23 protein-coding genes are annotated in these 25601 nt (G+C 48.5%); 7 read left to right on the plus strand and 16 right to left on the minus strand.

Features of this window, described 5'->3' with window-relative positions; genetic code table 11:
* Nucleotides 1-242: 242 nt before the first annotated feature.
* Together IKG78_RS14240 and IKG78_RS14245 are read right to left on the minus strand one after the other, a co-directional pair.
* Entirely contained in the window at nt 243-710 is a 468-nt protein-coding gene (locus tag IKG78_RS14240) for a RidA family protein (RefSeq protein WP_290944659.1), read from the minus strand.
* Between the two features lie 191 nt (nt 711-901).
* On the minus strand, nt 902-2941 hold the full coding sequence (locus IKG78_RS14245; protein WP_290944660.1) for a T9SS type A sorting domain-containing protein: 2040 nt from the start codon (nt 2939-2941) through the stop codon (nt 902-904).
* Between the two features lie 486 nt (nt 2942-3427).
* On the opposite strand from IKG78_RS14245, the gene IKG78_RS20425 reads away from it, so the two are divergent.
* A complete protein-coding gene (locus IKG78_RS20425; protein WP_366075533.1) occupies nt 3428-3535 on the plus strand; it encodes a type II toxin-antitoxin system RelE/ParE family toxin in 108 nt (35 codons plus the stop codon).
* A 377-nt stretch (nt 3536-3912) separates the two neighbouring features.
* On the opposite strand, the gene IKG78_RS14255 is transcribed toward IKG78_RS20425, so the two are convergent.
* The 12 genes from IKG78_RS14255 to IKG78_RS14310 form a co-directional block, all read right to left on the minus strand.
* The gene (locus IKG78_RS14255; RefSeq protein WP_290944664.1) at nt 3913-5349 is read right to left on the minus strand and encodes an NADH-quinone oxidoreductase subunit N; all 1437 of its coding nucleotides are present in this window, start codon (nt 5347-5349) and stop codon (nt 3913-3915) included.
* Between the two features lie 77 nt (nt 5350-5426).
* Nucleotides 5427-6923, minus strand: coding sequence for an NADH-quinone oxidoreductase subunit M (locus tag IKG78_RS14260; protein ID WP_290944666.1), 1497 nt, complete (start codon nt 6921-6923; stop codon nt 5427-5429).
* Nucleotides 6924-6932: 9 nt separating this feature from the next.
* Nucleotides 6933-8885, minus strand: a complete 1953-nt coding sequence (gene nuoL, locus IKG78_RS14265; RefSeq protein ID WP_290944668.1) for an NADH-quinone oxidoreductase subunit L — start codon at nt 8883-8885, stop codon at nt 6933-6935.
* Nucleotides 8878-9183: an NADH-quinone oxidoreductase subunit NuoK gene (nuoK, locus tag IKG78_RS14270; protein ID WP_014546971.1), complete on the minus strand. Its 306-nt coding sequence runs from the start codon at nt 9181-9183 to the stop codon at nt 8878-8880. Before nuoK ends, nuoL begins: the two co-directional genes overlap by 8 nt.
* The gene (locus IKG78_RS14275; RefSeq protein ID WP_290944670.1) at nt 9180-9764 is read right to left on the minus strand and encodes an NADH-quinone oxidoreductase subunit J; all 585 of its coding nucleotides are present in this window, start codon (nt 9762-9764) and stop codon (nt 9180-9182) included. Before IKG78_RS14275 ends, nuoK begins: the two co-directional genes overlap by 4 nt.
* A complete protein-coding gene (locus tag IKG78_RS14280) occupies nt 9764-10237 on the minus strand; it encodes an NADH-quinone oxidoreductase subunit I (RefSeq protein WP_290944671.1) in 474 nt (157 codons plus the stop codon). The genes IKG78_RS14275 and IKG78_RS14280 overlap by 1 nt, the downstream gene beginning before the upstream one ends.
* 131 nt (nt 10238-10368) lie before the next feature.
* Nucleotides 10369-11490, minus strand: coding sequence for a complex I subunit 1 family protein (locus IKG78_RS14285; RefSeq protein WP_290944672.1), 1122 nt, complete (start codon nt 11488-11490; stop codon nt 10369-10371).
* Nucleotides 11491-11493: 3 nt separating this feature from the next.
* Complete coding sequence (locus IKG78_RS14290) at nt 11494-12633, minus strand: NADH-quinone oxidoreductase subunit D (RefSeq protein ID WP_290944675.1); 1140 nt, start codon at nt 12631-12633, stop codon at nt 11494-11496.
* A complete protein-coding gene (gene nuoB / locus IKG78_RS14295) occupies nt 12630-13889 on the minus strand; it encodes an NADH-quinone oxidoreductase subunit NuoB (protein WP_290944677.1) in 1260 nt (419 codons plus the stop codon). Before nuoB ends, IKG78_RS14290 begins: the two co-directional genes overlap by 4 nt.
* Nucleotides 13880-14260, minus strand: coding sequence for an NADH-quinone oxidoreductase subunit A (ndhC, locus tag IKG78_RS14300; RefSeq protein WP_290944679.1), 381 nt, complete (start codon nt 14258-14260; stop codon nt 13880-13882). The genes nuoB and ndhC overlap by 10 nt, the downstream gene beginning before the upstream one ends.
* A gap of 246 nt (nt 14261-14506) precedes the next feature.
* A complete protein-coding gene (locus tag IKG78_RS14305; protein WP_290944681.1) occupies nt 14507-15100 on the minus strand; it encodes a hypothetical protein in 594 nt (197 codons plus the stop codon).
* Complete coding sequence (locus tag IKG78_RS14310) at nt 15097-17274, minus strand: bifunctional (p)ppGpp synthetase/guanosine-3',5'-bis(diphosphate) 3'-pyrophosphohydrolase (RefSeq protein WP_290944683.1); 2178 nt, start codon at nt 17272-17274, stop codon at nt 15097-15099. The genes IKG78_RS14305 and IKG78_RS14310 overlap by 4 nt, the downstream gene beginning before the upstream one ends.
* Nucleotides 17275-17491: 217 nt before the next feature.
* On the opposite strand from IKG78_RS14310, the gene IKG78_RS14315 reads away from it, so the two are divergent.
* Nucleotides 17492-19129: a hypothetical protein gene (locus IKG78_RS14315; protein ID WP_290944686.1), complete on the plus strand. Its 1638-nt coding sequence runs from the start codon at nt 17492-17494 to the stop codon at nt 19127-19129.
* A gap of 61 nt (nt 19130-19190) precedes the next feature.
* On the opposite strand, the gene IKG78_RS14320 is transcribed toward IKG78_RS14315, so the two are convergent.
* Nucleotides 19191-20144, minus strand: coding sequence for a metalloregulator ArsR/SmtB family transcription factor (locus IKG78_RS14320; RefSeq protein WP_290944688.1), 954 nt, complete (start codon nt 20142-20144; stop codon nt 19191-19193).
* 106 nt (nt 20145-20250) lie between these two features.
* On the opposite strand from IKG78_RS14320, the gene IKG78_RS14325 reads away from it, so the two are divergent.
* Together IKG78_RS14325 and IKG78_RS14330 are read left to right on the plus strand one after the other, a co-directional pair.
* Complete coding sequence (locus IKG78_RS14325) at nt 20251-21072, plus strand: phosphatase PAP2 family protein (protein WP_290944690.1); 822 nt, start codon at nt 20251-20253, stop codon at nt 21070-21072.
* 132 nt (nt 21073-21204) lie between these two features.
* Entirely contained in the window at nt 21205-22179 is a 975-nt protein-coding gene (locus tag IKG78_RS14330) for an FISUMP domain-containing protein (RefSeq protein WP_290944692.1), read from the plus strand.
* A gap of 180 nt (nt 22180-22359) precedes the next feature.
* On the opposite strand, the gene IKG78_RS14335 is transcribed toward IKG78_RS14330, so the two are convergent.
* On the minus strand, nt 22360-22605 hold the full coding sequence (locus tag IKG78_RS14335) for a hypothetical protein (protein WP_290944694.1): 246 nt from the start codon (nt 22603-22605) through the stop codon (nt 22360-22362).
* Nucleotides 22606-22750: 145 nt separating this feature from the next.
* Here IKG78_RS14335 and IKG78_RS14340 point away from each other — a divergent pair, with 145 nt between their 5' ends.
* The 3 genes from IKG78_RS14340 (at nt 22751) to IKG78_RS14350 (ending at nt 25569) form a co-directional block, all read left to right on the plus strand.
* Nucleotides 22751-24037, plus strand: coding sequence for a tetratricopeptide repeat protein (locus IKG78_RS14340; protein ID WP_290944696.1), 1287 nt, complete (start codon nt 22751-22753; stop codon nt 24035-24037).
* A 378-nt stretch (nt 24038-24415) separates the two neighbouring features.
* A complete protein-coding gene (locus IKG78_RS14345) occupies nt 24416-24826 on the plus strand; it encodes a hypothetical protein (RefSeq protein ID WP_290944698.1) in 411 nt (136 codons plus the stop codon).
* The gene (locus IKG78_RS14350; protein ID WP_290944700.1) at nt 24823-25569 is read left to right on the plus strand and encodes a hypothetical protein; all 747 of its coding nucleotides are present in this window, start codon (nt 24823-24825) and stop codon (nt 25567-25569) included. Before IKG78_RS14345 ends, IKG78_RS14350 begins: the two co-directional genes overlap by 4 nt.
* Nucleotides 25570-25601: the final 32 nt, after the last annotated feature.

The raw sequence follows: 25601 nt of genomic DNA on the forward strand, positions 1-25601 counted from the left end.
GTTTGTTTGTTATTTTGGAGGGGCGAATGCATCAAGTTGCGGGTTCCTTGGCTGTGAAAAATGCAGAAAAATGCTAAAATCACCGCCACTTTCTCGATGCTAAACGCCTTCACAATGCATTTTTGACAAAATTAATGCGAATAAAGTATAAAGATGGCGGTGAAATGGCCTAAAAATTTGGAATTTCACCGCCAAAATTACGAAAATCGCGAACAATGTGGCCTTTCCGGCTCTCTTGCAACTTATTCTTTAATTGCCTGGAACGTGCAGCTGATTTCGACAGCGGCATTTTTCGGGAGTGCCGAAACGCCAACGGCGGTACGTGCATGCTTTCCGTTTTCGCCGAGAATCTGCACTGCGAGTTCGCTAGCCCCGTTCAGTACGGCTGGCTGCTCGTGGAAATCGCTAGCGGATTGTACAAACCCCTGCATCTGCACGAGCTTGAGCGTTTCGCCACTCTTGAGCTGCGTGAGTGCTGCAGCGATGTTGTTCAAAATGCAAATCTGTGCCGCTTCTTTGGCTTTTTCCGCAGTGAGTTCTGTTGGAACTGTGCCTGTATATGCTGAAAAATCCCCGTTGACCGACGGGAGCTGTCCCGAGACAAAGATGATGTCGCCACTGCGGGTGGCTGGAACGTATGCGGCAAGCGGTGCCGGGCAGTTGGGGAGCGTTAGCCCCAATTCTTGAAATTTAGAGACAATTTGGCTCATGAAATCTCCTTTATAACATCATTAAACAACATCTTTTTTTGACTTCAATAATATAAAATATTGACCACAATCGATCTACTAATCTCGCATTCGTTAGAGCCAAAAGCATATAAAAAGCCCCAGCCTAATCGCAGAGGCCGAGGTAAATATGTTATCTGTTCCGCTGATATGCAGAGAATTGGTTTGTCATATTACTTTACAATAATCTTTGCCGTACGTATTTCTCGGCTGCCATCGATGATGCGTATGACGTAGTTGCCTTTATTCAAATGGGCTAGGCTGAAACTCTTGACGCCGCTTACATGTTCGATGAACGATTCCGCCAAATGTCCTGTCAGGTCGAATACTTGCACGCGGATCATCGATGATGTCGGCTGTGTTACCGTCAATTTGTTATTTGCAAAACTGAACTTGACGTTTTGCACGGCGGCAAATGTATTCAAGTCTGTCTTGCTGTCCGAAGATTTTTCGTTAGAAGATTTGCCGCTAGAAGAAGACTTCGTGCTAGAACTCGACTTTCCTTTGCTCGAAGACGACTTGACGCTCGTCGAAGACTTTGCGGAATTGCTAGACTGTTTGATACTCGACGAGGATTTGGAACTGTTGCTGGAACCAGCTTCGCTATTGGATGACGAAGATTTTATAGAGCTTGAAGATTCTTCATTCTTGATACTCGACGAAGACTTTGCAGAACTGCTTGTTACGCTGCTAGACGACGTTTCGGCAGACGAACTGCTTTGCTGCGGTGCTACGACATTGATTGTTCCTGTTACTGTTGTCTTGATGGATTCCAAATCCAGCAATTCTATCGTATAAGTATATTCCTTGATTTCTGCGTCAGAGGCGACGGTTCCGAAAATCTTGAACAAATGCTCATCCTGTATCAAATCATATTGAACGTTGTCTGGGAATCCGCCAACTTTGATGCTTGACAGACGTTCATAGTGGTAAACAATCGGAACAATGGATTCGCCTGCAACAACAGTCTGCTTGTCGCTACCCTCGATAATTTTAAACTCTAATGGCAACGGGTTCACTTTAATTGTCACAGAGGCCGTAGCGTTGTTGTCGATTCCGGTTGCCTCGACCGTGATTGTATAATCTCCCTTTGCATTCTTGTTGAGTAATCCTATGAGAGTCGCTGTTTTTTCATCTTTATTTATTTCTAAAGAAGACGAACCTGGGAATCCTTCTTGATGAAAAGAAGTTGCATTTTCAAATTTAAAGACCACCGGCTTGATAGAGTCACCTGCATTTGCCGTTAGCGGGGAGCCATCGCCAATAAGTTCAATTTTAGTCACCGCGGGTTTGTGAGTTATCTCAAATGTTGCTGTGACAGTAGCATTATTGCTCTCTCCCTTCGCGGTAATTTTGATGGCATAATTACCATCTTTTGTATTTTCATTGACACGCCCAAAAACGGTCAACGTGTGATTCGTCTTATCGTTACTAATCTCATATTCACCGGGGAGGGTCGGAGCTAATACAGGCTCCGTCATGTTCGTATATTTGAGCACAATCGGTTTGATGGAATCGCCTGCTACAAGTTTCTGCGTTCCATTTTCGACAATTTCTATAGTTGTGGTTCTTGGTATTCCCTGCACATGGATCGTTCCAGAAACTTCGAGTGTATCATCCTGCTCTGTTATGCCGAGAATTTTATAACCGTAATCACCTGTTTCGACGGAGTTATCAACGGTGCCTTTGATTGTAATTTCGTGAGTCTCGCTATTTCTTTCAAATGAAATTCCATTCGGGAAAGCTGTCCGTTCAATTTTCGTTATGTTGTCATATTCAAGGATAATCGGCGAAATTGCTTCACCCGCTTTCACGCTTTGATTCAATGAACCGCTAACGACTTTAAGCGCTGTTTCTCTCGGAAGCAAATTGAATGTGATTCCCGTAAAAGCGGAATCGTTCGGAGCGGTTCCTTCGAGTATGATTTTGGTTGTGACTTTAGCTGGTGCTTCTAGATTTCGGTCAATCTTTCCTGAAATGTAACAGACGTTCTCGACCCAGGATTCCGTCAAGCCCAATGCTTCTATAAATTGGGACTTATGGCTTTTTAAATTGGTGTATTTGATGACGATTTGTTCAATCGACTCCCCGACGATTACGGTTTGTTCAAGGCTGCCGGACAACACTTCCTGTTTTAGCTTTTCCGAATCCTCTTGTGCAATCGCGGACGTTGCAAATAGCAACGCGAATACCAAACCGATAAATTTTTTCATACGAACCTCCCACGAATTTTGAATTCGACCTAGTATCTTTCTATAAATCTAATATTTTTTTTGCCTAATCAAACACAAATGTGAGTTGTCTGCGGTACTTTGTGGTGTGTGCAAAAATTTTGGTCCAAAATCCTCGTTCGTGCGTGTTTATATAATTGGAGGCTTGTTCAAATTGCTCTGACCCACGTGAAAAGAGGATAAAATGAATGCTCAAAATAATGTGCAAATTATAAGTGATAAGAGTTTTTTGATTTCTTGAATGTGTTGACAAAATCAAAATGTTGGAGTATATTTTAATATGAAATTTGCTGTGGAAAAAATATCTTCAGTTGTTGCTGAAATTAATGCTTTAGAAAAAGAGCAACAAGATGTTCTAAAAAGAGATTATGAAATCATAGAAAAACAAGGTATTGAATATGTTCGTGTGCGACCGCTCCAAAAAGAAATTTTTGAGATTAAATCAAATGAGTTACGCTCTCTGTTCAAATACAAGGCTGGAGCCATTATCGTCATTGGAGTTGTTTTTGTAAAAAGACTCAAAAGACTCCCAAAGACAAAATCAAACTCGCCATACAACGATTGAAGGTGGCTTAGCGATGCAATACGTTTATGTAAAGGATTCCGAAGGATTTGTTTTCAAGAAAAAAAAATCGGAGGTTGCTTCGGATGAAAAAATTATCTCCGAAAAAGAGTATAAGAAAAAATCGGGATTAGCCTTATACGAAAAGAAATTTGGACATGGTGGGGCTCGTGAAAACGCGGGCCGAAAAATAAAATTTGCTTCCCCTTTGAAATTTCAAATTCGAGTCACGAAGGAAGAAAAAGATTTTTTGTCTTATGCGAGAGAAAAAAAGTTGGATTTTACAGTTTTGATGAATATCGCTATGAAAGCCGATGTATAAAAAATGCCCCCGATCGGGGGCAAAATTTTTGTCTTTCTCCGTTAGGAGAATCCATACTTCTCAGCTTGCTTAATTCATAAACCCGGCAAAGACGTTGTTGCTCAGGAACGGTACAAAGCCGAGGAGGATTACCGCGATGCTTAGCAAAATGATGACTTCGCGTTGACGCTTGGTGAGGCGGAGCGGATTCAAATGACCGTCCGGTTCATCGACCCAAGCAGCTTTGATGAGCTGCAAGTAGTAGAAGAGGGCTATGACGTTGTTCAAGACGGCGAAGGCTACGAGTGCGTAATGGCCTGTCGAAGCTCCGCTGAAGAACAGGTGGAATTTGCCGAAGAATCCAGCGAGAGGCGGAATGCCTGCCAAGCTGAACATCGAAATCGCAAGTGCGATGCCGAGGCTCGGGTTCTGCTTAGAAAGTCCGCGAAGCGACTGGAATGTTTCTTCGCGGTGATGCCCGATGATGCCGAATACGAAGAAGGCGAGGTAGTTCGAAACGGCATAGACGAAGAGGTAGTAGATGATAGCCGTCTTTGCGATTGTTGCAGGGCCAAGCAATGCTACCATGATGTAACCGGCCTGAGCGATGGAGCTGTAAGCCATGAAACGGCGGAGGCGGCTCTGCTTGAGTGCTCCGAGGTTTCCGACGAAGAGCGTGACTCCTGCCAAGAGGGCGATGAGCGGGGCTATCTTGTCTTGAATCGGGGAGAGCGGACCATAGACGAGCATGACGAGGAAGGCGATTGCAGTTGCTTTCGAAGTTACGGAGAGCACTGCGGTAACTGGCGTCGGGGCGCCTTCATAGACATCGGGGGCCCAAGTGTGGAACGGGAAAAGCGTGAGCTTGAAACCGATTCCGCAGAACAAGAACAACACGGCTACCCACAGGAGCGGGTTCGGACCGTTTGCGACAGCGGCTTGGATTTCGTCGAAGTGGAGGCTCCCTGCAAAACCGTAGAGGTAGCTGAAGCCGAACAGTTCAAATGCCGTCGCGACTGAACCCATCAAAATGTACTTGGTTGCGGCTTCAGAACCGAATTGGTCGCGTTTGTTCCAAGCGGCGAGGGCGTACATCGGGATGGTTGCGATTTCGAGCCCGAGGAAGAATGTGAGCAAGTCGCAGGCACTCACGACGGTGAATCCGCCGAACGTCGCAAAAGCGATTGCTCCGATGAATTCGGCAATTTGGTGCATTTGCGGCTTACCGTCTCCGCCGTGTTCGAAGTAATCCTTCGAGAGCCACATGCCGAGCAATGCGCTCACCATGAGCACTTCGCGCATGAGCACGCCGAAGTCATCGACTTTCCAGTTGCTGATGAAGAACTTTCCGATTCCATCGTCGAACGGAATCAAATTCAAGAGGATGAAGATGGCGATAAAGCCGATGTTCGCCATGCGCCAAGGAATCTTGGATTGCGTTGTCACGAAAAGGCGTATCCCGATTACGACGAACGGGAATATCAGCAGCAAAACGTCAGGTAGAATGAAGTTTGAATTGTTAAACATAGGTAGTAAACAGTGGTTAGTAAAAAGTGGTTTATAAAAAGCGGTTGGTAATGCTAATACCTACAACCTATAACCTATCACCATCTAATCATCGGTGCTATGCTCTGATCCAAGAGTTCTGAAATCCAGCCGGGGCAAACACCGATGAACAACAAGCAGGCGACGAGAACGACAATGACCAGTTTTTCGCGGAAGCTTCCATCGGTGAGGCTTTCGTACTTCTGCGGGAGCGGGCCGTGAAGCATGCGGTTCGCGGTTTGCAGAATATAAACGGCAGTCGTCGTGATGGAGAGAATCGCGAGAATTGTCACAATACGTGTGAGCGTAGAATCTTGCTGGAACGCTCCAATGAAGATGGTGCTTTCGGCGATGAATCCGCTAAAGCCCGGGAGGCCAAGCCCTGCAAAACCGGCAATCACAAAGCCTACGCCGAGGAACGGCATTTTACGCATGATGCCGCCCATTTCCGTGATGTCGCGGGTGTGGGTGCGTTCGTAAATCATGCCGATGGTCGCGAAGAAGAGGCCTGTCAAGAATCCGTGTGAAATCATCTGGAGGCTAGCACCGCGAAGTCCAATCGGAGTCATGGCAGCAAGGCCCAAGAAGATGAGGCCCAAGTGGCTGATGGAACTGTAAGCGGTGATGTACTTGAGGTCCTTGTGGCGAATGGCGATGAAGGGGCCAAGGACTACGTTAAAGATGAGGAGTGCTACGACGTAGGGGAGCCAAATCTTGGCGGCTTCGGGCATGAGGAACATCGCGACGCGGAGGCATCCGTAAGCACCCATTTTCATCATCACGCCGGCGGCGAGCATCGAAACGGCAGTCGGTGCGGCGGAGTGACCGTCCGGGCTCCAGAAGTGGAACGGAAACAGTGAACTCGAAACGGCGAATCCCATGAACATGAGCGGGAAAGCCCACATCTGGAAATCCATCGGGAGAGTCGTCTTTGAAATCTCAATGAGGTTCCAGCTGTTTGCGCCGCTTTCGAAGAAGAGTCCGAAAAGCGTTGCAAGAATCATCGAAGAACCGAACGCGAGCGTCAACGTGAGCTTTTTACCACCGTAGTCGCGTTTGCCGCTGCCGTAGCAGGCGATCATCAAGTACATGCAAAGCGCTTCCATTTCGTAGAACACGAAGAACAGCACCAAGTCAAAGCTCATATAAACGCCATAGACGCTTGTTGCCAGAAGCTGGATAAGCGCAAAGAAAATCTTCTGGTTTCCTTTGATGTGGAGACTTACGAGCACACCTGCCCAGACGATAAACGCCGTGAGCACGAGCAAGAGCATGTTGAGTCCGTCTGCACCGACTATATAGTGCGCGTTGAACATCGAAAGCCACGGAATGTCCGTGAAGAATCGGAGCGCAAGCGGAGCAGCCGCAGAGGGACTTGGCGTTCCCGAAAGTGAATAGACAACGTAAGTGAGGTAGCAAACGATTGCAAGCACAATCGATGCCGATGTCACGTGTATCGTCCGCAACGCCTTTTCGTATTTTACAGGAATCAAGACGCAGGCGAGAACGGTTAAGAGGGGAATGACCCAAATGGAGTTAAAAAGTATTGTATTCATGGGTAACGCCTACAGGGGAAGCTGGCCGAAGAATCGCCAAAGGAGAACGCCTACAATCAAAGTGCCCAGATAGAACGGCAAGTAGCCTGCTTGGGCCAAACGGACCAAGTCTCCGAGCTTGTGGACAAACCATACCGTAAATGCAAGCAAACCTTCGATAACGTAATCGTTGAAAGCTCGTGCTACGCGAGCGACACCGCCAAAAATGAACTGACGGACAACCGTGTAGTACATTTCGTCAAAGTAGAACTTGTGGTAAATAATCTTGTATATACCACTGCGGTTTGTTTCGTCGAGAGCACGTCCAATTTTTGCCCACTTGCTTGCGTAGAGCAGCCACGCAATTACGAGAGCGATAACGGCGATGCCGACAGCGACAAACGGGAGCCATTCGGCGTGTTCGAGCTTGACGAGCTGCGGAACGTTCATCTGGCCAGGAACAAAGAATTCTTCGAAAAGTCCTTTGCAGAGAATGCCGCTCAAAAGTGCCGGAATTGCAAGAATCGCAATCGGGAGCGTCATTGCGAAATCTTCGTGCACGTGTCCTGCCTTGACGCCTTCATGGCGCGGCTCCCCGTGGAAAGCGAGGAAGAACAGACGGAACATGTAGAACGTCGTGAGGCCGCTCGTGAGGAGCGCAAGTCCAAAGACGACGTAATGCTGCCCTTGGAATGCGGCGAGAATGATTTCGTCCTTGGAGAAGAATCCGGAGAACGGCGGAATGCCCGAAATCGCGAGAATGGAAATCAGCGTGCAAGCGTATGTGAGCTTCATCTTTTTGCGGAGTCCGCCCATCGCGTCGAGGTCGTTCGTGCCGACTTGATGGATGAGGCTACCGGCGATGAGGAACAAGCTGCACTTGAAGAAGGCGTGCGTAAAGATGTGGAATGTCGAAGCGGTCCAACCGGTGACGGCGACGACCTGCCCAATCTTGCATGCGCCAAGCGCAAACATCATGTAACCGAGCTGCGAAAGCGTGGAGTAGGCGAGGATGCGCTTGATGTCCTTTTGCGTACAGGCGATGACGGCGGCAAAGACCATCGTGAAGGCGCCGACCCACATGATGAGCGTGAGTGCGTTTTCGCAAACGGCAAAGAACGGGAAAAGTCGAGCGACGAGGTAAACGCCAGCGACCACCATCGTTGCACTGTGAATGATGGAGCTGACCGGTGTCGGACCTTCCATCGCGTTCGGGAGCCAGATATGCATCGGGAACATGGCGGACTTGCCCCAGCCACCTGTGAAGATGAGGATGGAACCCAAGACTAACGCCTGAGCTTTGCTCATGGTCACGAGACCGAGATTGATGAAATCTTTTTGGAAATCTGCGAGGGAGAGCGCGTTGATCGTCGAAAAGTCAAAGCTTCCGACAACGTAGCTCACGAGCACAATGCCGAGCAAGAAGAAGCTGTCCGCAAAGCGGGTGAGGATGAATGCCTGCTTGGAAGCGCTTACGGCACTCGGCTTGTGGTACCAGAAACCAATCAGCAAGTAGCTCGATACGCCGACGAGTTCCCAGAAGATGAACATCTGGAAAAGGTTTGTCGCGACGACAAGGCCGAGCATGCTAAAGCTGAACAGCGAAAGCAATGCGAAGAATCGCCCGGCGGCTCGGTCTTCTCGCATGTAGCCGATGCTGTAGATGTTCACCATGAAGCTGATGAATGTGACGACCACGAGCATCATCACGGAGAGCGGATCGATGAGCATGCCGATTCTTGCGACCAAATTGCCCACGAACGGTATGAACGTGTGGTCAAAGAGAATCGTCTTTTGCGGCGCGAAGTCCGAGAAGTAGATGTATGCGATTATTCCTGCGGAGACAAATGCAAGCCCGTTGCAGATGACGGCGAGAGCCGCAGCCGCTTTGGGCATCTTGTTGCCAAGGAATAGCCCGTTCACGACGAACGTGAGGAACGGAAGCAAAAGAATCGAATAGCCGAGAGTAATATCATCAATCATGGAGGTCCCTCAACTGGTCAACGTCAAGACTCTTGTGGCGGCGGTACATGGTCACGATAATCGCAAGCGCGATTGCCATTTCGCAAGCCGTCACGGCAATGACAAAGATACTGAACAACGCACCTGCGGTTGCATCGTGCGCGGTGAAGTACGCGAAACTGATAAAGTTGATGTTCGCTGCATTCAGCATGAGTTCAATCGAAATGAGCATGCCGATGAGGTGGCGGCGGCGCATCAAGCCCCAGACGCCAATCCCGAACAGTAAAAATGCGAGAATCAAGCAATTCAAAAGGTTCATTTGCTGGCCTCCTCTTCGGTATCTTCTTTACCGCGACGGGCGACGGTAATGGCACAGATGAGTGTCATGAGCAAGAGCACGCTAACTACCTCGAACGGGATGATGAATCCGCTTTGGTCGTAGCCGAGCAAACGCAATGCGAAGTTTTCGAGCGATGAGTAATCAGCTGGCGAGTTTACTGCTCCATTTGCAAGGCTCGGAAGGGGCAAAATGCACTTGATCATCACGAACACAAATGCAATGGAGAGTGCAAATGCTGTGAAAATTCGCGGAGTCTTTGTCGAGAACGCATCTTCGCCCAAGTGGCTTGTGAGTAGAATCGTAAACACCACGAAAATCACGACACCGCCCACATAGACCATCACTTGGGCAAGTGCAATGAATTCGGCGTGCATAAGCAAGTAGAGGATGGCTGTTGTGACAAAGCTAAAGATGAGGAACACGGCACTCTGCAAGATGTTCTTCACGGCAACGCAACAAACCGCCGTTATTAAAATCACGAATGCGACGACATAGAACGCGATGTCCATGCCTCCAGTCGGGAAAGATAAGGGTAGCGATAAAGGCAAATTCGGGAACATTAGCCTTGTCCCTCCTTTTTGTTTAAAATCATTTCGAGATCGTTCGGGTCTGTTGTCGCAACTTCGAATTCAGGACTCATGGTGATGGCTCCAAACGGGCATGCTTCCACGCAGAGGCCGCATTGGGTGCAACTCGCAAAGTGATAGACATAACGCCCGAGAACTTTCTTGCCCGCAATGTTCTTTGTGGCAAGCACGTTGATGGAGGCATTCGGGCAAGCGCGTTCGCACATGCCGCAGGCGGTACAGCGGTTGTTGCCGTCCGCATCTTCTATCATCTTCAAGCGACCGCGAAAGCGTTCGTGCATCTTTAACGTCTTGCGGTTTTCCGGGTACTGTTCTGTAACGATGCGTTTGGGACTGAAAAAATATTTAAGGGAAACGGAAAGCCCACACATCAGGCTCCACGGACCCGTAATGCAACGCTTCAGGTAGCGTTTAAAATATTGAGTCATTGAAATATTTTTATCCATAATCATTAGCCATTTGAACTCGTCATCCTGAGCGTAGCGAAGGATCCAGTGATTATTTTACTTAACTGGATGCTTCGTTCTTTGAACTCAGCATGACAATTCTTAAATCCGAATTTCTAATTCCGAATTACCTATCCTCCGATGGCAATAAATGCTGCGCCAGCGACGAGCAAAACAAGGTTGACCGGTAATAAGAATTTCCATTCAAAGTCCATGAGCTGATCGACACGCGGACGCACGAACGTCCAGCGGACCATCATGTAGCACCAAACCATAAAGTAAATCTTCGCGAAGAACCATACGACACCGGGAACCATCTTGAGCACGTTGTCGATAGCGTCAATGCCGATACACGGTGGGAAGAATCCGCCGAGGAAGCATGTGGTCGCAAGGGCGGAGTTCGTAATGAGCGCAATGTATTCGGCGAGGTAGAACATGGCAAACGGAGTGCCGTTATATTCCGTGTGGTAGCCGCCCGTGAGTTCCTGTTCCGCTTCGGCAATGTCAAACGGAGCGCGGTTCATTTCGGCGGTACTCGAAATAAAGAACAAGATAAAGGCGATGAAACCAAGGACTGGAATCTTGAAAATCCACCAGTCAGCGATTGTGCCTTCTTGGCCCATCGTAATGCTCATGAGGTTTGTGGATCCCGAAATCATGACGACGAACAAGAGAATCATCGCAAACGAAATTTCGTAGCTGATCATCTGGGCGCCACTGCGGAGTGCACCGAGCAAGGAATACTTGTTGTTGCTGCTCCAGCCGCCAAGCAAAATGCCAAGCACGCCAAAGCCGTTCACCGCGATAATGAGCGGAATGCCCATCGAGACGTCTGCCACGACGAGATTCTTGTCGAACGGAATCAACGCACAGACGATAAACGGTGCTATCAAGACGATAAGCGGTGCCAAGTAGAACATGAGCTTGTCGGCTCCACTCGGGGCGTAAACTTCCTTGAAGAGCATCTTGATCACGTCTGCGATGGTCTGGAGGGTGCCGTGCCAGCCGAGACGCATCGGCCCCAAACGGCATTGCACGTGGGCGCAGACCTTGCGTTCCATGTAGATGAGAATCGGGGCAGAACCGATGTTCACGATGCAGACCGCGACAATGCAAATCACGGCGTTGATGAGGAAGGCGATAATGCTGTTGAGCGTATCGGACTGGATGCTTGCCGGCAAATATTCTGCAAGTCGCGGAACCCAGTCGCGGACAAAGTCGCCAATAGGATGAGTTACTGAAGGTGCAAACATAAACTACCTGTCAATTTCCGGGATCACGGGGTCAAGAGTTGCCATGATGGTCACGAGGTCCGAAATCTTGTGGCCTTGAACCATCTTGTTGAGAGCTGCAATGTGCGGGAAGCTTGGACCGCGTGTATGGATGCGGTACGGCTTTTCGCCGGTCGTTGCGGCTACTACGTACGTTGCGTAAAGACCCTTTGCGGTTTCGATTTCGCTGTAGTAGCGGCCCACCGGGAGGCGTACCGGTTTTTCCTTGGAACGCCACGGACCTTCGGTCGGAAATTTATCGACGCACTGGCGCAAAATCTTCATGGATTCGTGTATTTCTGCAATGCGGATTTTGTAGCGGTCGTAGCAGTCGCCGTTATGGAACACGGGAACTTCAAAGTCGAACTGGTCGTAAATGCTGTACGGGTTTGCGCGGCGAACGTCAAAATTCACGCCGCTTGCACGGAGCACAGGGCCGGAGCAACCATAAGCAATCGCGTCTTCTTTAGTGAGGACGCCAATGCCGATGCTGCGTTCCAGCACGATGATGTTTTTCGAAAGGAACCTTTCGTAATCCTTCATCGTATCTTCCATGTGGTCGAGGAACGCTTTCACGCGTGGAATAAACGTATCCGGCACGTCGTAGCGGCTTCCGCCCGGTCTAAAGAAGTTTGTCGTGAGGCGAGAGCCTGTCACTTCTTCGAGCATGTCGTGAATCATTTCACGTTCTTTAAAGCCGAACAGCAAGCATGTTTGTCCGCCAAGGTCGCCGCCGAAGCAGCCGTAGAACACCAAGTGCGAGGCTATGCGGCCAAGTTCCTGGAGCATCACGCGGATGAATTCGCCACGGAGCGGAACGCCCACGTTCATGCCCTTTTCAAGTGCGATGACAACGCCCAAGTTGTTTTGGATTGCGGTCAAATAGTCTTGACGGTCGCTGAGTGCAATATACTGCAAATAGCTCATGGATTCCGCTTGCTTTTCCATACCGCGGTGGATATAGCCAAAGTGCGGTACGAGTTCTACGATGTTTTCGCCATCCATGCGGAGCGTGAGGCGTAGTGCACCGTGAGTACTCGGGTGCTGCGGACCCATGTTGATGAAAAATTCTTCGGTATTCGATTTGCGTTCGAGGCGAAATCCCGGAGGTAATTGATGACTCATATAGGCCTCCTGATCATTTCCGGGTGAGTAAAGTCTTTACGGAGCGGGTAACCCACGAAGTCCTTGTCCAAGAAGATGCGGCGAAGGTCGGGGTGATTTTCAAACTTGATGCCAAACATGTCATAAACTTCGCGTTCCTTGACTTCGGCACCGGGGTAGAGGTGCGAAATGGTCGGGACGCTTGCCAAGAGCGATGTCGGGCGTTTGTCTTCTTCGATGGAGAAGTCTTTCTTGAGCTGCACGCAGAGGAAAATCTTGTGCCCGATTTCAAGGCTTCTGAGCATGGTCACCATGTCGAAGTGGTCGTCGTAGTCAATGGCGGTCACGTCAATCAAGTAATTCATCTTGAATTCGGGATCGTTTTTGACAAATTCAACAACGTTCAGGTAATCTTCTTTTTCGAGCATGACTTCGAGCGGACAATCCGCAGGCATCTTAGCGACAACGTCTTCAATCGCGTCTTCGCTGTGCGTATGCACGGTTACGTTCGGGAACTTGGCACGGAGTTTCGTGAACAGTTCGAGCTGCGTTAAGCCGAGACGCTTGAACGGCACGCGTTCTACAACAGGAAAATCTTCTTTTTTGACGCGGACGGGCTTGAAGGTGCTCTTGTAGTCAGGATTTTCTTCTTTGAACTTCGCACGGGCTTCGGCCATCTGCTCGTCTTTCATTTCTTCGAGGGCGGCCCAAGTCTTTGCTGCTTCGCGATAGCGGTCCATCGTCGAAACGTCTTTCGGTTCGCCTTCGTGCCACGGGTTGCGGCAAGTTTCCTTGAGAATCTTTTCGCGGAGCGTCAAAAGACCGTGGAACAACGCTTCGGGGCGTGGCGGACAGCCGGGAACGAACACATCGACCGGAATCAAGTTCTGTGCACCACGGACAACAGAATAGTTGTCGTAGATGAACGGGCCGCCGCTAATCGTGCAGGCCCCCATGGCAATGACGTACTTGGGGCCAGGAATTTGTTCCCAAAGCATCTGGATGGCTGGGGCCATGCGGCGGGTAATTGTACCTGCCAAAATAAACAGGTCCGCCTGTCTCGGGGACGAGCGGAACACTTCAGAGCCAAAACGGGCAATGTCATAACGAGCCATGGAACTCGACATCATTTCGATAGCGCAACAACTTGTACCGTATGTAAGCGGCCAAATGGAGTTCGCACGAGCCCAGTTGACTACGTAGTCGATAGCGTTGACGACGTATTTTCCACCGGGAATCGGGTCTAAAATCTTTGGAGCTAAATTAATTATTCCCATTTGAGAATTCCTTTCTTCCAGGCGTAGGCAAGACCTGAAACGAGAATCGCGATAAAGATAACAAGGTCGATAATGACAATTGCAGGGGAGAGCGCCGTATGCCCGGCCATGATTTCCCTAAAGTTCATCATGACGGGGAAGAGGAACAGCGCTTCGATGTCAAACACGAGGAATAGCAGGGCGAACAAGTAGTACCCCACCTTGAACTGGATTCGGGCATTGCCGATGGTTTCCATGCCGCATTCGTACGGAGCCATCTTGTTCTTTGTCTTCTTGGTGCGGTAGCCTAGCAATAGCCCCGTGACGGTTGCCGCCGCCGCGATAAACGCGCCCAGAAAAAGGAAGATTGATAGAATGATGTATTCTGGCATTAGCAGTAAACAGTGGTTAGTGATTAGTAGTTAGTTAAAAGTCTATAGTTAAAGTTTTGTTGTTAGTTGTTAGTCAATAGTTAATGGTCTTTGGTTGTTAGTTATTCGCTTTCGTCATCCTAGTTTTTTGCTTTCGTCATCCTGAACGTAGTGAAGGATCCAGTGATTTCCCTTAACTGGATGCTTCGTTCTTCGAACTCAGCATGACGTTTTTTCATCTTTCGTCTCTCGTCTTTCGTCTCTCGTCTAATAGAAATTCTGCAAGTCTTGTACGGTTCCGAAGAGCGTGTTGCCTATCTGGAATCGATCGAGGACTCGTTTGAATAGCTCCTTGAATTCGTCAATGGTTCCTGCGTTCATGGTGTTCAACTTTCCCTGGATGTCGCTCACGAATCCGTAAGTGACCGGTCTTGATTTCATGCCCTGCATGGCACCACTCCATTGCTGTAAGACTTTGTCTGTGTCAATCCTTGCGATGACATACCGAGTTGTCGAAAGCAGTTCCTGCAAAAAATGCACTAGGAAAATTTCTTCTTGCAGAATACCCCAGCGTTTATCCTTGGAGTAAAGCGAAGAATATTCTGCCTTGCCGTAGAAAATGGCCGCTTGTGCGTATTCAAGGCACGTCATCAAGAGTCGTTCGTAACGCTTGATGTCCTTGCTCAAGTGCTGATACCATGCGCTGTTTTCTTCGGGCGTGGGGGCCTTGGCTTCTGCAATTTCGTTCGGGAACAGTGCTCGGAACGCATAATACACTTCTTCGTAATAACGGTTCCTCATGCGGCAGTTGAACGCACGGTTTTTTTGTGTGTAATCGCAATGGTGCAGGGACGATATCATGCTTTTTCGACCCTCCTCACACCTTCGACTTGCCGGATTTTATTCACGATGGAATCCACTTGATTTTTGCGGAACGCCTTGAATTCCATGCGGATGCGACCGGTATATTGGGCGCTCGCGATGCTCATTCTGTCTAGCGACAAGTTTTCGTCTTTGAGTACCATCAAAATGCTGAGTGGCAGATTCTTTCTGTTGTCTGTTTCGATGGTGAGGTGTGTCGTGAACGGTTTCGTGACGTCGGCACTCCAATCGACGGGGAGTCGCTGGTCGGCTGGTAAATCCTTGAGGCAAGGGCAATCGCTCTTGTGGACTTCGATGCCGATTTGCGGACGCATTACGCCGACAATTTTATCGCCAGGGACAGGACCGCAACAACTTGCAAAATGGATGAGTAGGCTTGTTTCGTGACCGATCATCAACGGCATTTCGTCAGTGGGCGAACTTTCTTTGTCTTTGCCGAATTTCGGATAAAAGCGAAGTGTCGCCGTCTCTTTAGCTATGTCGTTTCCGCCGTTCAAGAAACGGTGGATGTCCTGGAGCGGAAGTTCACCTTGACCCAGATGCTCAAAGAATGCGTTCAAACTAGTTTGACCAAAGTATCTGAGAATGTCTTCTTCTTTGGGCCGTTTGTCCTTTTCGATTTTCAGGAGTCTGAGTTCGCGAGTCCAAATTTCTTTACCGAGGCTGCGGGACTGGTTCGTGATGCTTGTCTTCATCCACTTGCGCAGTTCCTGCTTCGCTTTGATGGTCTTGACCATTTCAAGCCATTCCGGGCTCGGTTCCTGGTTCGGGCTTTTGAGAACTTGTATGGTAGCACCGTGCGGCACCGGTTCATCAAGGCTTACTACTTTGTCGTTAATGCGGGCACCGATGCAGTGGAGGCCGAGTTCCGTGTGGACTGCAAATGCGAAGTCCAAGACGATGGACCCTTCGGGCAATTCGATGGATGCTCCCTTCGGAGTGAACACTGTCATGCCTTCGGGCTTCAAATCGACCTTCAAGAAGTCGAGGTATTCCTTTGAGTCCGAAATTTCGGATTGCAACTTGACCATGTGGTCGAGCCACGCCAGTTCTTCGCCTTCATGCTGCGTTTCCATCTTGTAGGCCCAGTGCGCGGCGAATCCTTTCTCGGCGGTGAGGTCCATGTCCTTTGTGCGGATTTGGACTTCGACCATCTTGTTTTCTGGACCGATGACCGTTGTGTGGATGCTCTGGTAGAGGTTCGGCTTCGGGGTCGCGATGTAGTCCTTGAAGCGGCTCTGCAGCGGAGTCCACAGGTTATGGACGTAACCGAGAGCAAGGTAGCATTCGGGGATTGTTTCAACGATAATGCGGATGGCGAAAATGTCGAAGATGTCCTCGAAACCGCAACCGCGTGCAATCATCTTGTTGTAGATGCTGTAGATGTTCTTGGTGCGGCCTTGGATGGTGCAGTCGAAGTCTTCGAGGGCCATCTTGATTTGCAGAGGGCCAATCACGGACTGCACGTAGTTTTCGCGTTTTTCCTTGTTCTCGATAAGCGCATCGACGAGCTTTTGGTATTCGTCCGGGTTTACGTACTTGAAGCTCAAGTCTTCGAGTTCCGTTTTCAGCTTGTAGAGACCGAACCTGTGCGTGAGCGGTACGTAAATGTCGAGCGTTTCTTGCGCGATAATCTTTCGCTTTTCGGGCTTCATGTATCGCATGGTGCGCATGTTGTGGATGCGGTCTGCGATTTTAATCATGATGACGCGAGGGTCTTTCGCCATAGCTGTAATGAGCTTGCGGTAAGTGCTTGCCTTTTGGGCCGTTTTGCTCGCCTCTTGCACTGCGGTAATTTTTGTCACCGCATCGACCATGAACGCTGTGTCTTCGCCAAAAAGTTCTGAAATTTCGCTAAGCGTATGCGGAGTGTCTTCCACCACGTCGTGCAGTAAGCCTGCTAGTACCGTTGCCTGGTCTTGCTTCAAGTCCGCAAGAATCTTGGCCACTTCGTAAGGGTGTTCTGTGTAGGGCATGCCGCTTTTGCGGTACTGACCATCATGGGCATCGGCAATAAAGGCTATAGCTTTTCTGAGAATCCCTTCATCCAGTTTCGGATTCTTCTTAAGGAGCACACTTACGATGTGCTCTTGATTCGTTGTAAAATTAGCCTGATCCATCAATCCCAATTTATCTAATATTTTGATATTCATGCGGCTTTTTTTCGTAAATATGCCAAAAATAAGCGGAAAAACGCATTGTCCCTATTTTAAAGAATGTAAAAATTCCTATACAAAAGTTCTTGATAATTTTTCCGTTGTAACTCTTACAACAAAAAAAACACAACAGCGTTGCGTTCAAATGTTGAATAGATTATCTTAATAAACAACATACTGTCGAATTTCCGGCTGTTGTTGGGGTTGGTATAAAATGAATAAATACAAATATCTAGTGCCAGTGGCAGTAGTTGCCTTTGGTTTATGGGCCTGTGGTGATGATTCTACGTCTTCCGCAGATTGTTTAACACCAGATTGCTTTGCTCAGGCGGGATCATCGTCTGATGCTGTTGATTTTGGGCTTTCCAGTGCGACCGTGCCGGATTTGGGCTTGTCCAGTTCTGTCGATGCTGTTTTGCTGAGTTCTAGCTCTCTTGATTCCGCTGGTCAAAAAAATCCGGATTCAAATGGTTCTGCTCTTGGCAGTTCTTCTAGTGTTGCTGGGCCTGTCGTGGGTTCTTCGGCAACGGCTCCTCTCAGCAGTGCAGGGCCGGTAGCGACGAGTTCAAGCGGACATCGTCATCGCTCCAGCAGTTCGGCAACAGTTCCGGCCAGTTCGGCAACTGACGCTCCGGCATCGTCTTCGAGCGAAGCTGCTCCTGCCAGCAGTGAAACGGCTCCGCAGCCGGTGGCAAATGCTTTTGTCGAAGACCACCGCAGCGAATGCCAAATCGGCAATATTCCTTCCAGCGTGAACAACGCCAAGCTCCCGGACCCGTTCATGGGGCTTGATGGCAAGCGTATTTCTTCTAAGGCGGATTGGAAATGCCGTCGCGAAGAAATCGGTGCCATGTACGAAAAGCTCATGTTCGGTACAAAGCCGCGCAATCCAGAAAAGGTCGAAGGTAGCTACTCCGGTGGAAAGCTCACCATCAAGGTGACTGACAAGGGCAAATCCGGAAGTTTCTCCGTGAAAATCAGCAACGCCGGTACGAAGGATAAGCCGAAGCCGGCCATGATCGGTTTTGGCGGTGGCATGATGGGCGGCGGTTGCGGAAGCCTCGGCAACGCGACGAATGGTCTCGACATCGCTCAGATTACTTTCAACCCGGATGACGTTGCCCCCGAAAGCGGTGGCGGCATGTTCTTCCAGCTTTATAACGGCGGTCAGGGCACCATTATTGCATGGGCATGGGGCGTGAGCCGTATTATCGACGCTCTCGAAAAGACGCCTGAAGCTGGTATTGACGTGAAGCACCTTGCGATGACGGGTTGCTCTCGTTGGGGCAAGGGTACGCTTGCCGTGGGTGCATTCGATGAACGTATCGCCCTCACGATTCCGCAGGAATCCGGTTCCGGTGGCGCATCGCTTTGGCGTGTCGGTGCTCAGGTCAACAAGCAGAAGGGCAAGCAGTTCGTGCAGGGCCTCAGCAGTGCCGGTACCGAAGGTAAGTGGATGATTTCCAGCTTCAAGAACTACGACGGCAAGGAAAATACGCTCCCGTTCGACCAGCACATGTTGGTGGCCATGGTTGCACCGCGTGCACTCCTCATTCTCGACAATGCCGGCCAGGAATGGCTGGGTGAAGTTCCGTCGAACTATTGCGGACAAGCTTCTAAGGAAGTCTATGACGCTCTCGGTGCAACAGAAAATTACACCTACAGCCAGGAAGGCGGCCATGGTCACTGCCAGCTCCCGAACGGACAGTTCGACGAAGTCAAGGACTTCATGAACAAGTTCTTGCTCGGCAAGGATGCTAAGACGGGTAAGATTGATTACACCAAGAATACGCAGACCATAAGCTTCAAGAAGTCTGAATGGATTGACTGGGAAACCCCGTCTCTGAACTAAAAACTCCGCACAAACAATACAAAAGAACCGCCGGTATTCACCGACGGTTCTTTTTATATCTCTACTCTTTTGTAATAATCATGCAAATCACGGGGAGTTTTTTATCGACTTCGTTTTCGCTGGGGATGATTTCGCTTTCGAGCACTTTGCAATTGAGTTCTTTCACAAAGAATTCGAGCTGGCTCCTTTCGAACCCAAGCCAAATGTGTCCGTGAGTGGTGCGGAACGATTCTTCTTTGTGCTGGGCGAGGTCCAGGAGAGCTAGTCTTCCGCCAGGCTTCAAGATGCGGGTCGCTTCCTTGAGGGCGAGTCGCGGATCGGTGGCATGGTGCAATACTTGGCTCATGAGCACGAGGTCCGCGTAGTTTTCGGGGAGTCCCGTTTGCGTCATGTCGGCGACTTTGGGCGTCACATTTTCAATGCCCTTTTGTTGTAAAATTTGCTGCAATCCGCTGATGATTTTTGGGTCGTAGTCGAGGGCCGTCACGTTCTTGCAGCGGCTCGCGAGCATGAGCGAAAGGTCTCCGCCTTCGCCGCACCCGATATCGACTGCGTTTTCGAACGGCACCATGAGCTTGCTGAACAGGCTGATTTGTGCCTTGAGGCTTCCGCCGGCTTGGTCGAGCTTGTGAATTTGCCCCTTGGTCTTGTCCGTACGTTCTTCGAGCGCTTGTGCGGCGCGACATTTTAAAATGTCTTTGTCTTGCAGTTCGTCGTAAGCTTCGCGGATAATCTGCAACAGGCGGCTGCTCATGTAAAGTTCTTCGCTCAGGCGGTAATACGCCTTGATGCCGTCACGTCGGTCTTTCACGAGTCCGCATTGCGACAGCTTTGCCAAATGGCGGCTCGCGTTACTCTGGTGGATATCCAGAATGTCCTTGATTTCGTTGACAGTGAATTCGGACTGGTCCAGCAGGAGTAAAATCTTGAGGCGCATTTCGTCGGAAATGGCTCCAAAAAGTTCCATGTTCGGGATAATCGGTTCTCGGTTCTGGTTAAAATTCGAATTTGTCACGTGGTCCGCCAATACTTTTTTATGTTTGTCGTTGTGAATATAAATTTTTAATGGACTTTTGATGGAAAAAAGGTGCTTTAAAAGCTTTTTTCGAGTGTTTTTTGCCGTGCTATGTGCGGCAACGCTTGCTTTTAGTGCGCTCGGCGCATCTGGAATAGCCTCAAGCGCATTTCCCGTAGAAAATTCCGCGCCTCGTCATTACGATGTCTCGGAGCGTCTCGATGTTCCGCTTGCGCTTGGAATTGCGTTGACTTCGGCGTTAGGCGTGTATCAATATTACGGCATGGAACGCGTTTCGGCTGGCGATTTGAGGGCTAAATCGGATTTTTTGCCTTGGGATAGGCCTTTTGTGGGGCGTTACAGCGAGTGGGCGACGGTCGTGAGTCATTATACGGGTGCGCTTGCGGTTGTTCCGCTTGCTTTGGCGGGGTATTCGTGGTACAATGGCGATGCTGATGCGTACGACTTTGGTGCTTTTGCGCTCATGTTCGTTGAGGCTTTTGCGTTGCAGAATGCCTTGAACCAGATTGTCCGTTCTTCGCAGCTCTGGCCTCGACCTTATGTATATGCAGAACGTGGAAAGGGTGCTAAAAAGGCGAAGGAGGCTCGCGGCGAGGCTTATGGATCCTTTTATTCGGGGCATGCTTCTGCGGCTTTTACGGTTGCGACGTTTACAGGCGAATGGTTTTCGGAAATTTACCCGAATTCGAATTATAAGGCTCTAGTCTGGACTTCGTCATACGCTTTGGCCGCTGGCGTGGGCATTTTGCGGGTCGTGGCGGGCAAACATTACCCCTCGGATGTGATTTTTGGAGCTTTAATGGGCGCCGGAGTGAGTTTTGGAGTCCTAAAATTGCATGAGATTTGTAAAAAGAATATTGCGATATGGGCAATTCCGGGAAATATTGGGGCTGTATTTTATTTTTGACATTTTTTTTAACTTTTTTTTCAAAAACTGTATATATATTTTTCCTCGTGGGGTTTCCTGTTGGAGCCACCATAAAAATGAGGTTTTTTGATGTTGGAAGGCTTTAGGCGTGTCTTGTGCGCCGCAATTTTTTTGGCAGTATCTATAGTTGTATGCGATGCCGAAGAAGTAAAAGATTTTAGGGATGGACACGTCTATAGGACGATTAAATCCGGTTCGTTAAATTGGTTCAGTCAAGACCTCAATTTCCGCAAAACTGCAAATTTCTCAGATGACGAAGGCCGTTCTTTCTATCGCAATGAACGGTGGGAACTTTCGTGCCCGGAAGGTACGCGTTTGCCGGACGCCCTTGATTGGGATAAATTAATTCATGATAGATTTATGGGACCGCGTAAAGTGCAGAACATGAAATCTTTTGTGAGCGGTTCTTCAATGGGTTATTACAAGTTTGAAGAAGATAACGTTGTAAACAAAAGAGATTATGCTGCCTATTACGCTGCGGTGGGCGGTGTCGGTACGCAAGTCATGATGCTTGATACAAAACGCGGTGTTGCTAAACTTGTTCGAATTGAAGATGCCGATGCCGTGCAAGTGCGTTGCATTTACGACCGCGACCTTTTGGCAGAAAAAGGCGTTTCGAAAAAAGATATGATGCTTACGGACAACCGAGATAAAAAGAAGTACAAAGTAGAAGTCCGTGCCGGTAAAATTTGGATGAAACAAAATCTTGCATTTAGCCTTACGTCTGAAAAACAGTGCTACATTGAAGATAAAGCATTCTGTGAAAAATTTGGACGTTATTACACTTACGATGAAGCTCTTAAGGCTTGCCCTGCGGGCTGGCATTTGCCGGATGACGGTGAATGGCGTGATTATCAAAAAGAACGTGCTACGCTTGATTGGGATAATCTAGGACGTGGCGGATGCCAGGATTGGGATGGCTATTGCGATGCTGAATCGACGGGGCATTACTGGTCTTCAACGTCTATATTAAAAAATTCCGCGCGCTCGTGGGAATTCCGGCGCTTGGTGCGTGATATCAACCGCACGGATGAAAGCGTTCATAAAGGCCTCTACGTCCGGTGCGTCGCGGATATGGAAGAATGAAAATAGGTTTTAGGTAGTAGGTTTTAGGTGGTTAGTTGTCATCCCCGACTAGTTCGGGGATCTCTTTACACGGTTCTGATTACAGACATGTCACTGGATTCTTCGGCCCTTCGGTCCTCAGAATGACGATTCAACGTTCTAATCGCTATTCTCTCGTCTTTCGTCTCTTGTCTCTCGTCTCTACAATTCATCGTCGCTTTCGGAGACGTCTTCGAAGTGGCTCCCGTATTCGTCGAAGTTAATTTCTTCGGCGATGTCGTCGTTGTCTAGGTCGTCGTTATCGAGTCCGAGCCCAAGCCTTGCACAAATGCGGTCCAATAGAATCAAATCCACATCTTCGGTGTCGCCCCCTTCGCGTTCATAGGCTTCGATGATGAGTTCTTGTTCGTCCGGTTTGTACTTATCAACAACTTCGGTGATTTTCATTTTTTTCTCCTTTGCGGATAGATAAAAAATATCCACATCACTGCTACTAATATCGTCTATCTAAATTACATTGTCAATGGTTTTTACTAATTTTTTTTCTATGAACAAGAAATTGCCTTTTATCGCGCTTGCTTTTTTGTTGGGTATGTCTCAATCTTGGGCCGTTGACCCCCGTATTGAACAAGGTGCACGTTTTGAGGCTAAGGGCCAGTACGAAAAAGCCCTTGGCGAATACCGTGCCATGCTTGCCGAAAATAAGAAGAATACCGAAGCTTACATGGCTGCCGGTAATGTCCGCATGAAGATGAAAGATTATAAGGGTGCTGTGGCGAATTACCGTTTGGCTTACCAGTATAATCCGAGTTTGACAGCCGCTTATGAAGGTGCCGCTAAGGCTTTCGAAGCGATGGGACAGCATGCCAAGGCCGATGCCGAACGTGCGAAGATGAAAGGCGGAAAGGCTTCAACAGCAACTGCTAAGATCGAGACAGCAAAGGCTGAACCAGCTAAGACGGAAACAAAAACCGCCGCTGCCGCTCCTGCGAAGGCTGCTCAACCGGCAACTCCTGCGAAAGCCGAAACGCCTAAAACTCAGCCTGCATCTCCGGTTGCGCAGAATACTGCAACTGCGGACGCTTCTGAAGATCCGTTCGAAAAAGGCAAGGCTTTGCTTGCTGCAGGCCGCTATGCCGAAGCCGCTCCACTTTGGAGAACCGTGCTTTCGAAGAGACCTGGCGATGCCGGTGCGTACTTCTATGCTGGCGTAACCCGTTATGAAATGGGAGAATACGACAAGGCAGAGTTCAACCTGAAGAAGGGACTTTCGTATAAAGAACGCGGCAACGACGCCAATTACTATTTGGCAAAGATTAACCAGAAAGGCAAACGTCTGGATCAAGAAAAGAAGTATTTGTCCGCTTACTTGAAGAAGGCGGCTCCTGATGCGAAGTTCCGCAAGGCCGCAGAAGACCGCATGGCTGAAATCAACGCGGTCGCTAATGCCGCTGCCGAAGAAAAGGCGGCGAAGGAAGCCGAAGCTAAAGCCTTAAGGGAAGCGCAGAAGACGGGGAACGACAAGGCGAAGTCCGCTGAAATTGCGACGAAACCGCAGAATGAAGTTGTCTCTCCGACGGCGGCGAATTCCATCGCGAATGCGAACGCTTTGTTTGCGGATGGCTACAATGAAGCGGCTCTCCAGATGTACAAGGCGTTGCTCGAAAACGAAATTACGTCGGACGAACGTTACTTTGCTTTGCTCCAGATGGGCAACATCTATCGCGAAATGCGTGATTTCCACAGTGCGGTGAACCGCTATCGTGAAGTTGTTCGTGGTTTCCCAGATTCCGATTGGGCTGCCGAAGCTGAACGTGCTATTGAAGATGCCGTGTGGCTTGAAAAGCACGCTAGTGAGCTTCCGCGCAATAAGCGATAGACTAGTTATTAGTTGTTAGTCTATAGTCATTGGTCAATGGTCGTTAGTCAATAGTCATTAATTTTTAGTTTGTTGTAGCTTGCTGTGTGTGTTGTCATGCCGGACTTGATCCGGCATCAGTTGCTTATAGAGAGATGGCTTGCCTCGGCACTGTGGCTGGGGGCGGCTTTTTACGAGAATTCTCTTTTGTCGTTAACTGTAAAATCAATGATTTATGTTGTGAAAAATTAGGATGACGTTTTGCAACGGTCATTCTGGAGCCAACGGCGTAGAGTCCTTTTTTTTTGTGTGTAAAGAAAAGTAAATGTTTGTAACAAATTGTTGACAAAGTATATATATTAAGTTGCATGACTATAACCCCTATTACAAATCCATACGATGAAGAAGATGGATGCCGTTGTTGGGCGATTGCCATATGCAATTGTTTTGCTTCTTTTAAAATTATCATGGTCGAAGCTAGTGGCAAACTCTATTTTGATGAAGGCGAATTTTCAGTGGAATGCTGCTACCGAAAATGAAGAAAAAACTATCATAGCGAATGGTTTTAAGTTATATTATTACGGTAGCGATCGGTTTTTTGTTCATGGTGCGTGGGCAGGGACAATTATAGCTCCTAATGCTCAGTTGGTGCTGGGACAAACGCACAATAAAGAATTATACGGTCAGTTTTATGGAAGGGGCGTTGTTGTGCACCAGTATTCCAAGGTTTACCGAGTTCCATTCAACCCGCAAAAATCAACTACATTTAACACGCAACTTGATGTAGCTTGGTTAGGAGTGCTAAAATGAAAAAGACGTTGATTCCGTTGCTTGCGTTGGCCGTAATGGTTTGGGCTGAGGTCAAAATCGAAATGGCCGTTCGTGTAGAAAAAATGCCTGAAACGTTATTTGATTTTTATAATTGGGATGAAAATTGTGGTGATTTTGGTTGTTGGGGGGAGAATCGAACTGTATGCTCGACAGATCTTGATTCGAATATTTTGTATGGTTGCCCATATGAAGGGGAGACTATTGAATTCTATGTTTTTACGGGTGCAACTCATTCATGGAGAGATGTTTTTGAGAATCAATTAAAACGTTATAGAAAATGTGCTAAGGGAACTGCCAACGATTCTACGTACAATGCTGTAATTACTGAAATTGAATCTGTACTAGTTTCCGAGATTGAAAAAGAATCACAAAGTAATAACAAGTACTCTAAACAGATTATTTATGATTATGCCTTTAGGACAATAATGGGTCATATTGATGGACCTGGCCCTGTCTTTGAATTTTATGATTACGCAATGGACTCCGTCAAAGTTCGCAATGCCGCCATTTCAAGCATTGTTCCGGCCAAATACAAACTCGAAACAATCCGCGTGCAGAATCATCGTTTGACAATTTCCCCAAAATTGTTTGGTCGCGATTTTGTACTGTTTGATGTCAACGGTCACGAACTGCGTCGTGGAACGCTGCAAAACAACATGCAACTCCCCGCGTACCCAACGGTTATAAAAATCCAAGGCCTTGGAACTCGGTTGTTGAAGTAGGAAATAGAATCTAGAGGTTAGTGATTAGAGAA

This window comes from Fibrobacter sp. (assembly GCF_017545445.1).
In the GTDB taxonomy this organism is placed as follows: Bacteria; Fibrobacterota; Fibrobacteria; order Fibrobacterales; family Fibrobacteraceae; genus Fibrobacter.

Bases quoted from the DNA above. Each gene is read 5' to 3' on its own strand.
- IKG78_RS14240 (WP_290944659.1), bottom strand. From the start codon at position 710: ATGAGCCAAATTGTCTCTAAATTTCAAGAATTGGGGCTAACGCTCCCC.
- IKG78_RS14245 (WP_290944660.1), bottom strand. From the start codon at position 2,941: ATGAAAAAATTTATCGGTTTGGTATTCGCGTTGCTATTTGCAACGTCC.
- IKG78_RS14255 (WP_290944664.1), bottom strand. From the start codon at position 5,349: ATGTTTAACAATTCAAACTTCATTCTACCTGACGTTTTGCTGCTGATA.
- IKG78_RS14260 (WP_290944666.1), bottom strand. From the start codon at position 6,923: ATGAATACAATACTTTTTAACTCCATTTGGGTCATTCCCCTCTTAACC.
- nuoL (WP_290944668.1), bottom strand. From the start codon at position 8,885: ATGATTGATGATATTACTCTCGGCTATTCGATTCTTTTGCTTCCGTTC.
- nuoK (WP_014546971.1), bottom strand. From the start codon at position 9,183: ATGAACCTTTTGAATTGCTTGATTCTCGCATTTTTACTGTTCGGGATT.
- IKG78_RS14275 (WP_290944670.1), bottom strand. From the start codon at position 9,764: ATGTTCCCGAATTTGCCTTTATCGCTACCCTTATCTTTCCCGACTGGA.
- IKG78_RS14280 (WP_290944671.1), bottom strand. From the start codon at position 10,237: ATGGATAAAAATATTTCAATGACTCAATATTTTAAACGCTACCTGAAG.
- IKG78_RS14285 (WP_290944672.1), bottom strand. From the start codon at position 11,490: ATGTTTGCACCTTCAGTAACTCATCCTATTGGCGACTTTGTCCGCGAC.
- IKG78_RS14290 (WP_290944675.1), bottom strand. From the start codon at position 12,633: ATGAGTCATCAATTACCTCCGGGATTTCGCCTCGAACGCAAATCGAAT.
- nuoB (WP_290944677.1), bottom strand. From the start codon at position 13,889: ATGGGAATAATTAATTTAGCTCCAAAGATTTTAGACCCGATTCCCGGT.
- ndhC (WP_290944679.1), bottom strand. From the start codon at position 14,260: ATGCCAGAATACATCATTCTATCAATCTTCCTTTTTCTGGGCGCGTTT.
- IKG78_RS14305 (WP_290944681.1), bottom strand. From the start codon at position 15,100: ATGATATCGTCCCTGCACCATTGCGATTACACACAAAAAAACCGTGCG.
- IKG78_RS14310 (WP_290944683.1), bottom strand. From the start codon at position 17,274: ATGAATATCAAAATATTAGATAAATTGGGATTGATGGATCAGGCTAAT.
- IKG78_RS14315 (WP_290944686.1), top strand. From the start codon at position 17,492: ATGAATAAATACAAATATCTAGTGCCAGTGGCAGTAGTTGCCTTTGGT.
- IKG78_RS14335 (WP_290944694.1), bottom strand. From the start codon at position 22,605: ATGAAAATCACCGAAGTTGTTGATAAGTACAAACCGGACGAACAAGAA.
- IKG78_RS14340 (WP_290944696.1), top strand. From the start codon at position 22,751: ATGTCTCAATCTTGGGCCGTTGACCCCCGTATTGAACAAGGTGCACGT.
- IKG78_RS14345 (WP_290944698.1), top strand. From the start codon at position 24,416: ATGAAGAAGATGGATGCCGTTGTTGGGCGATTGCCATATGCAATTGTT.
- IKG78_RS14350 (WP_290944700.1), top strand. From the start codon at position 24,823: ATGAAAAAGACGTTGATTCCGTTGCTTGCGTTGGCCGTAATGGTTTGG.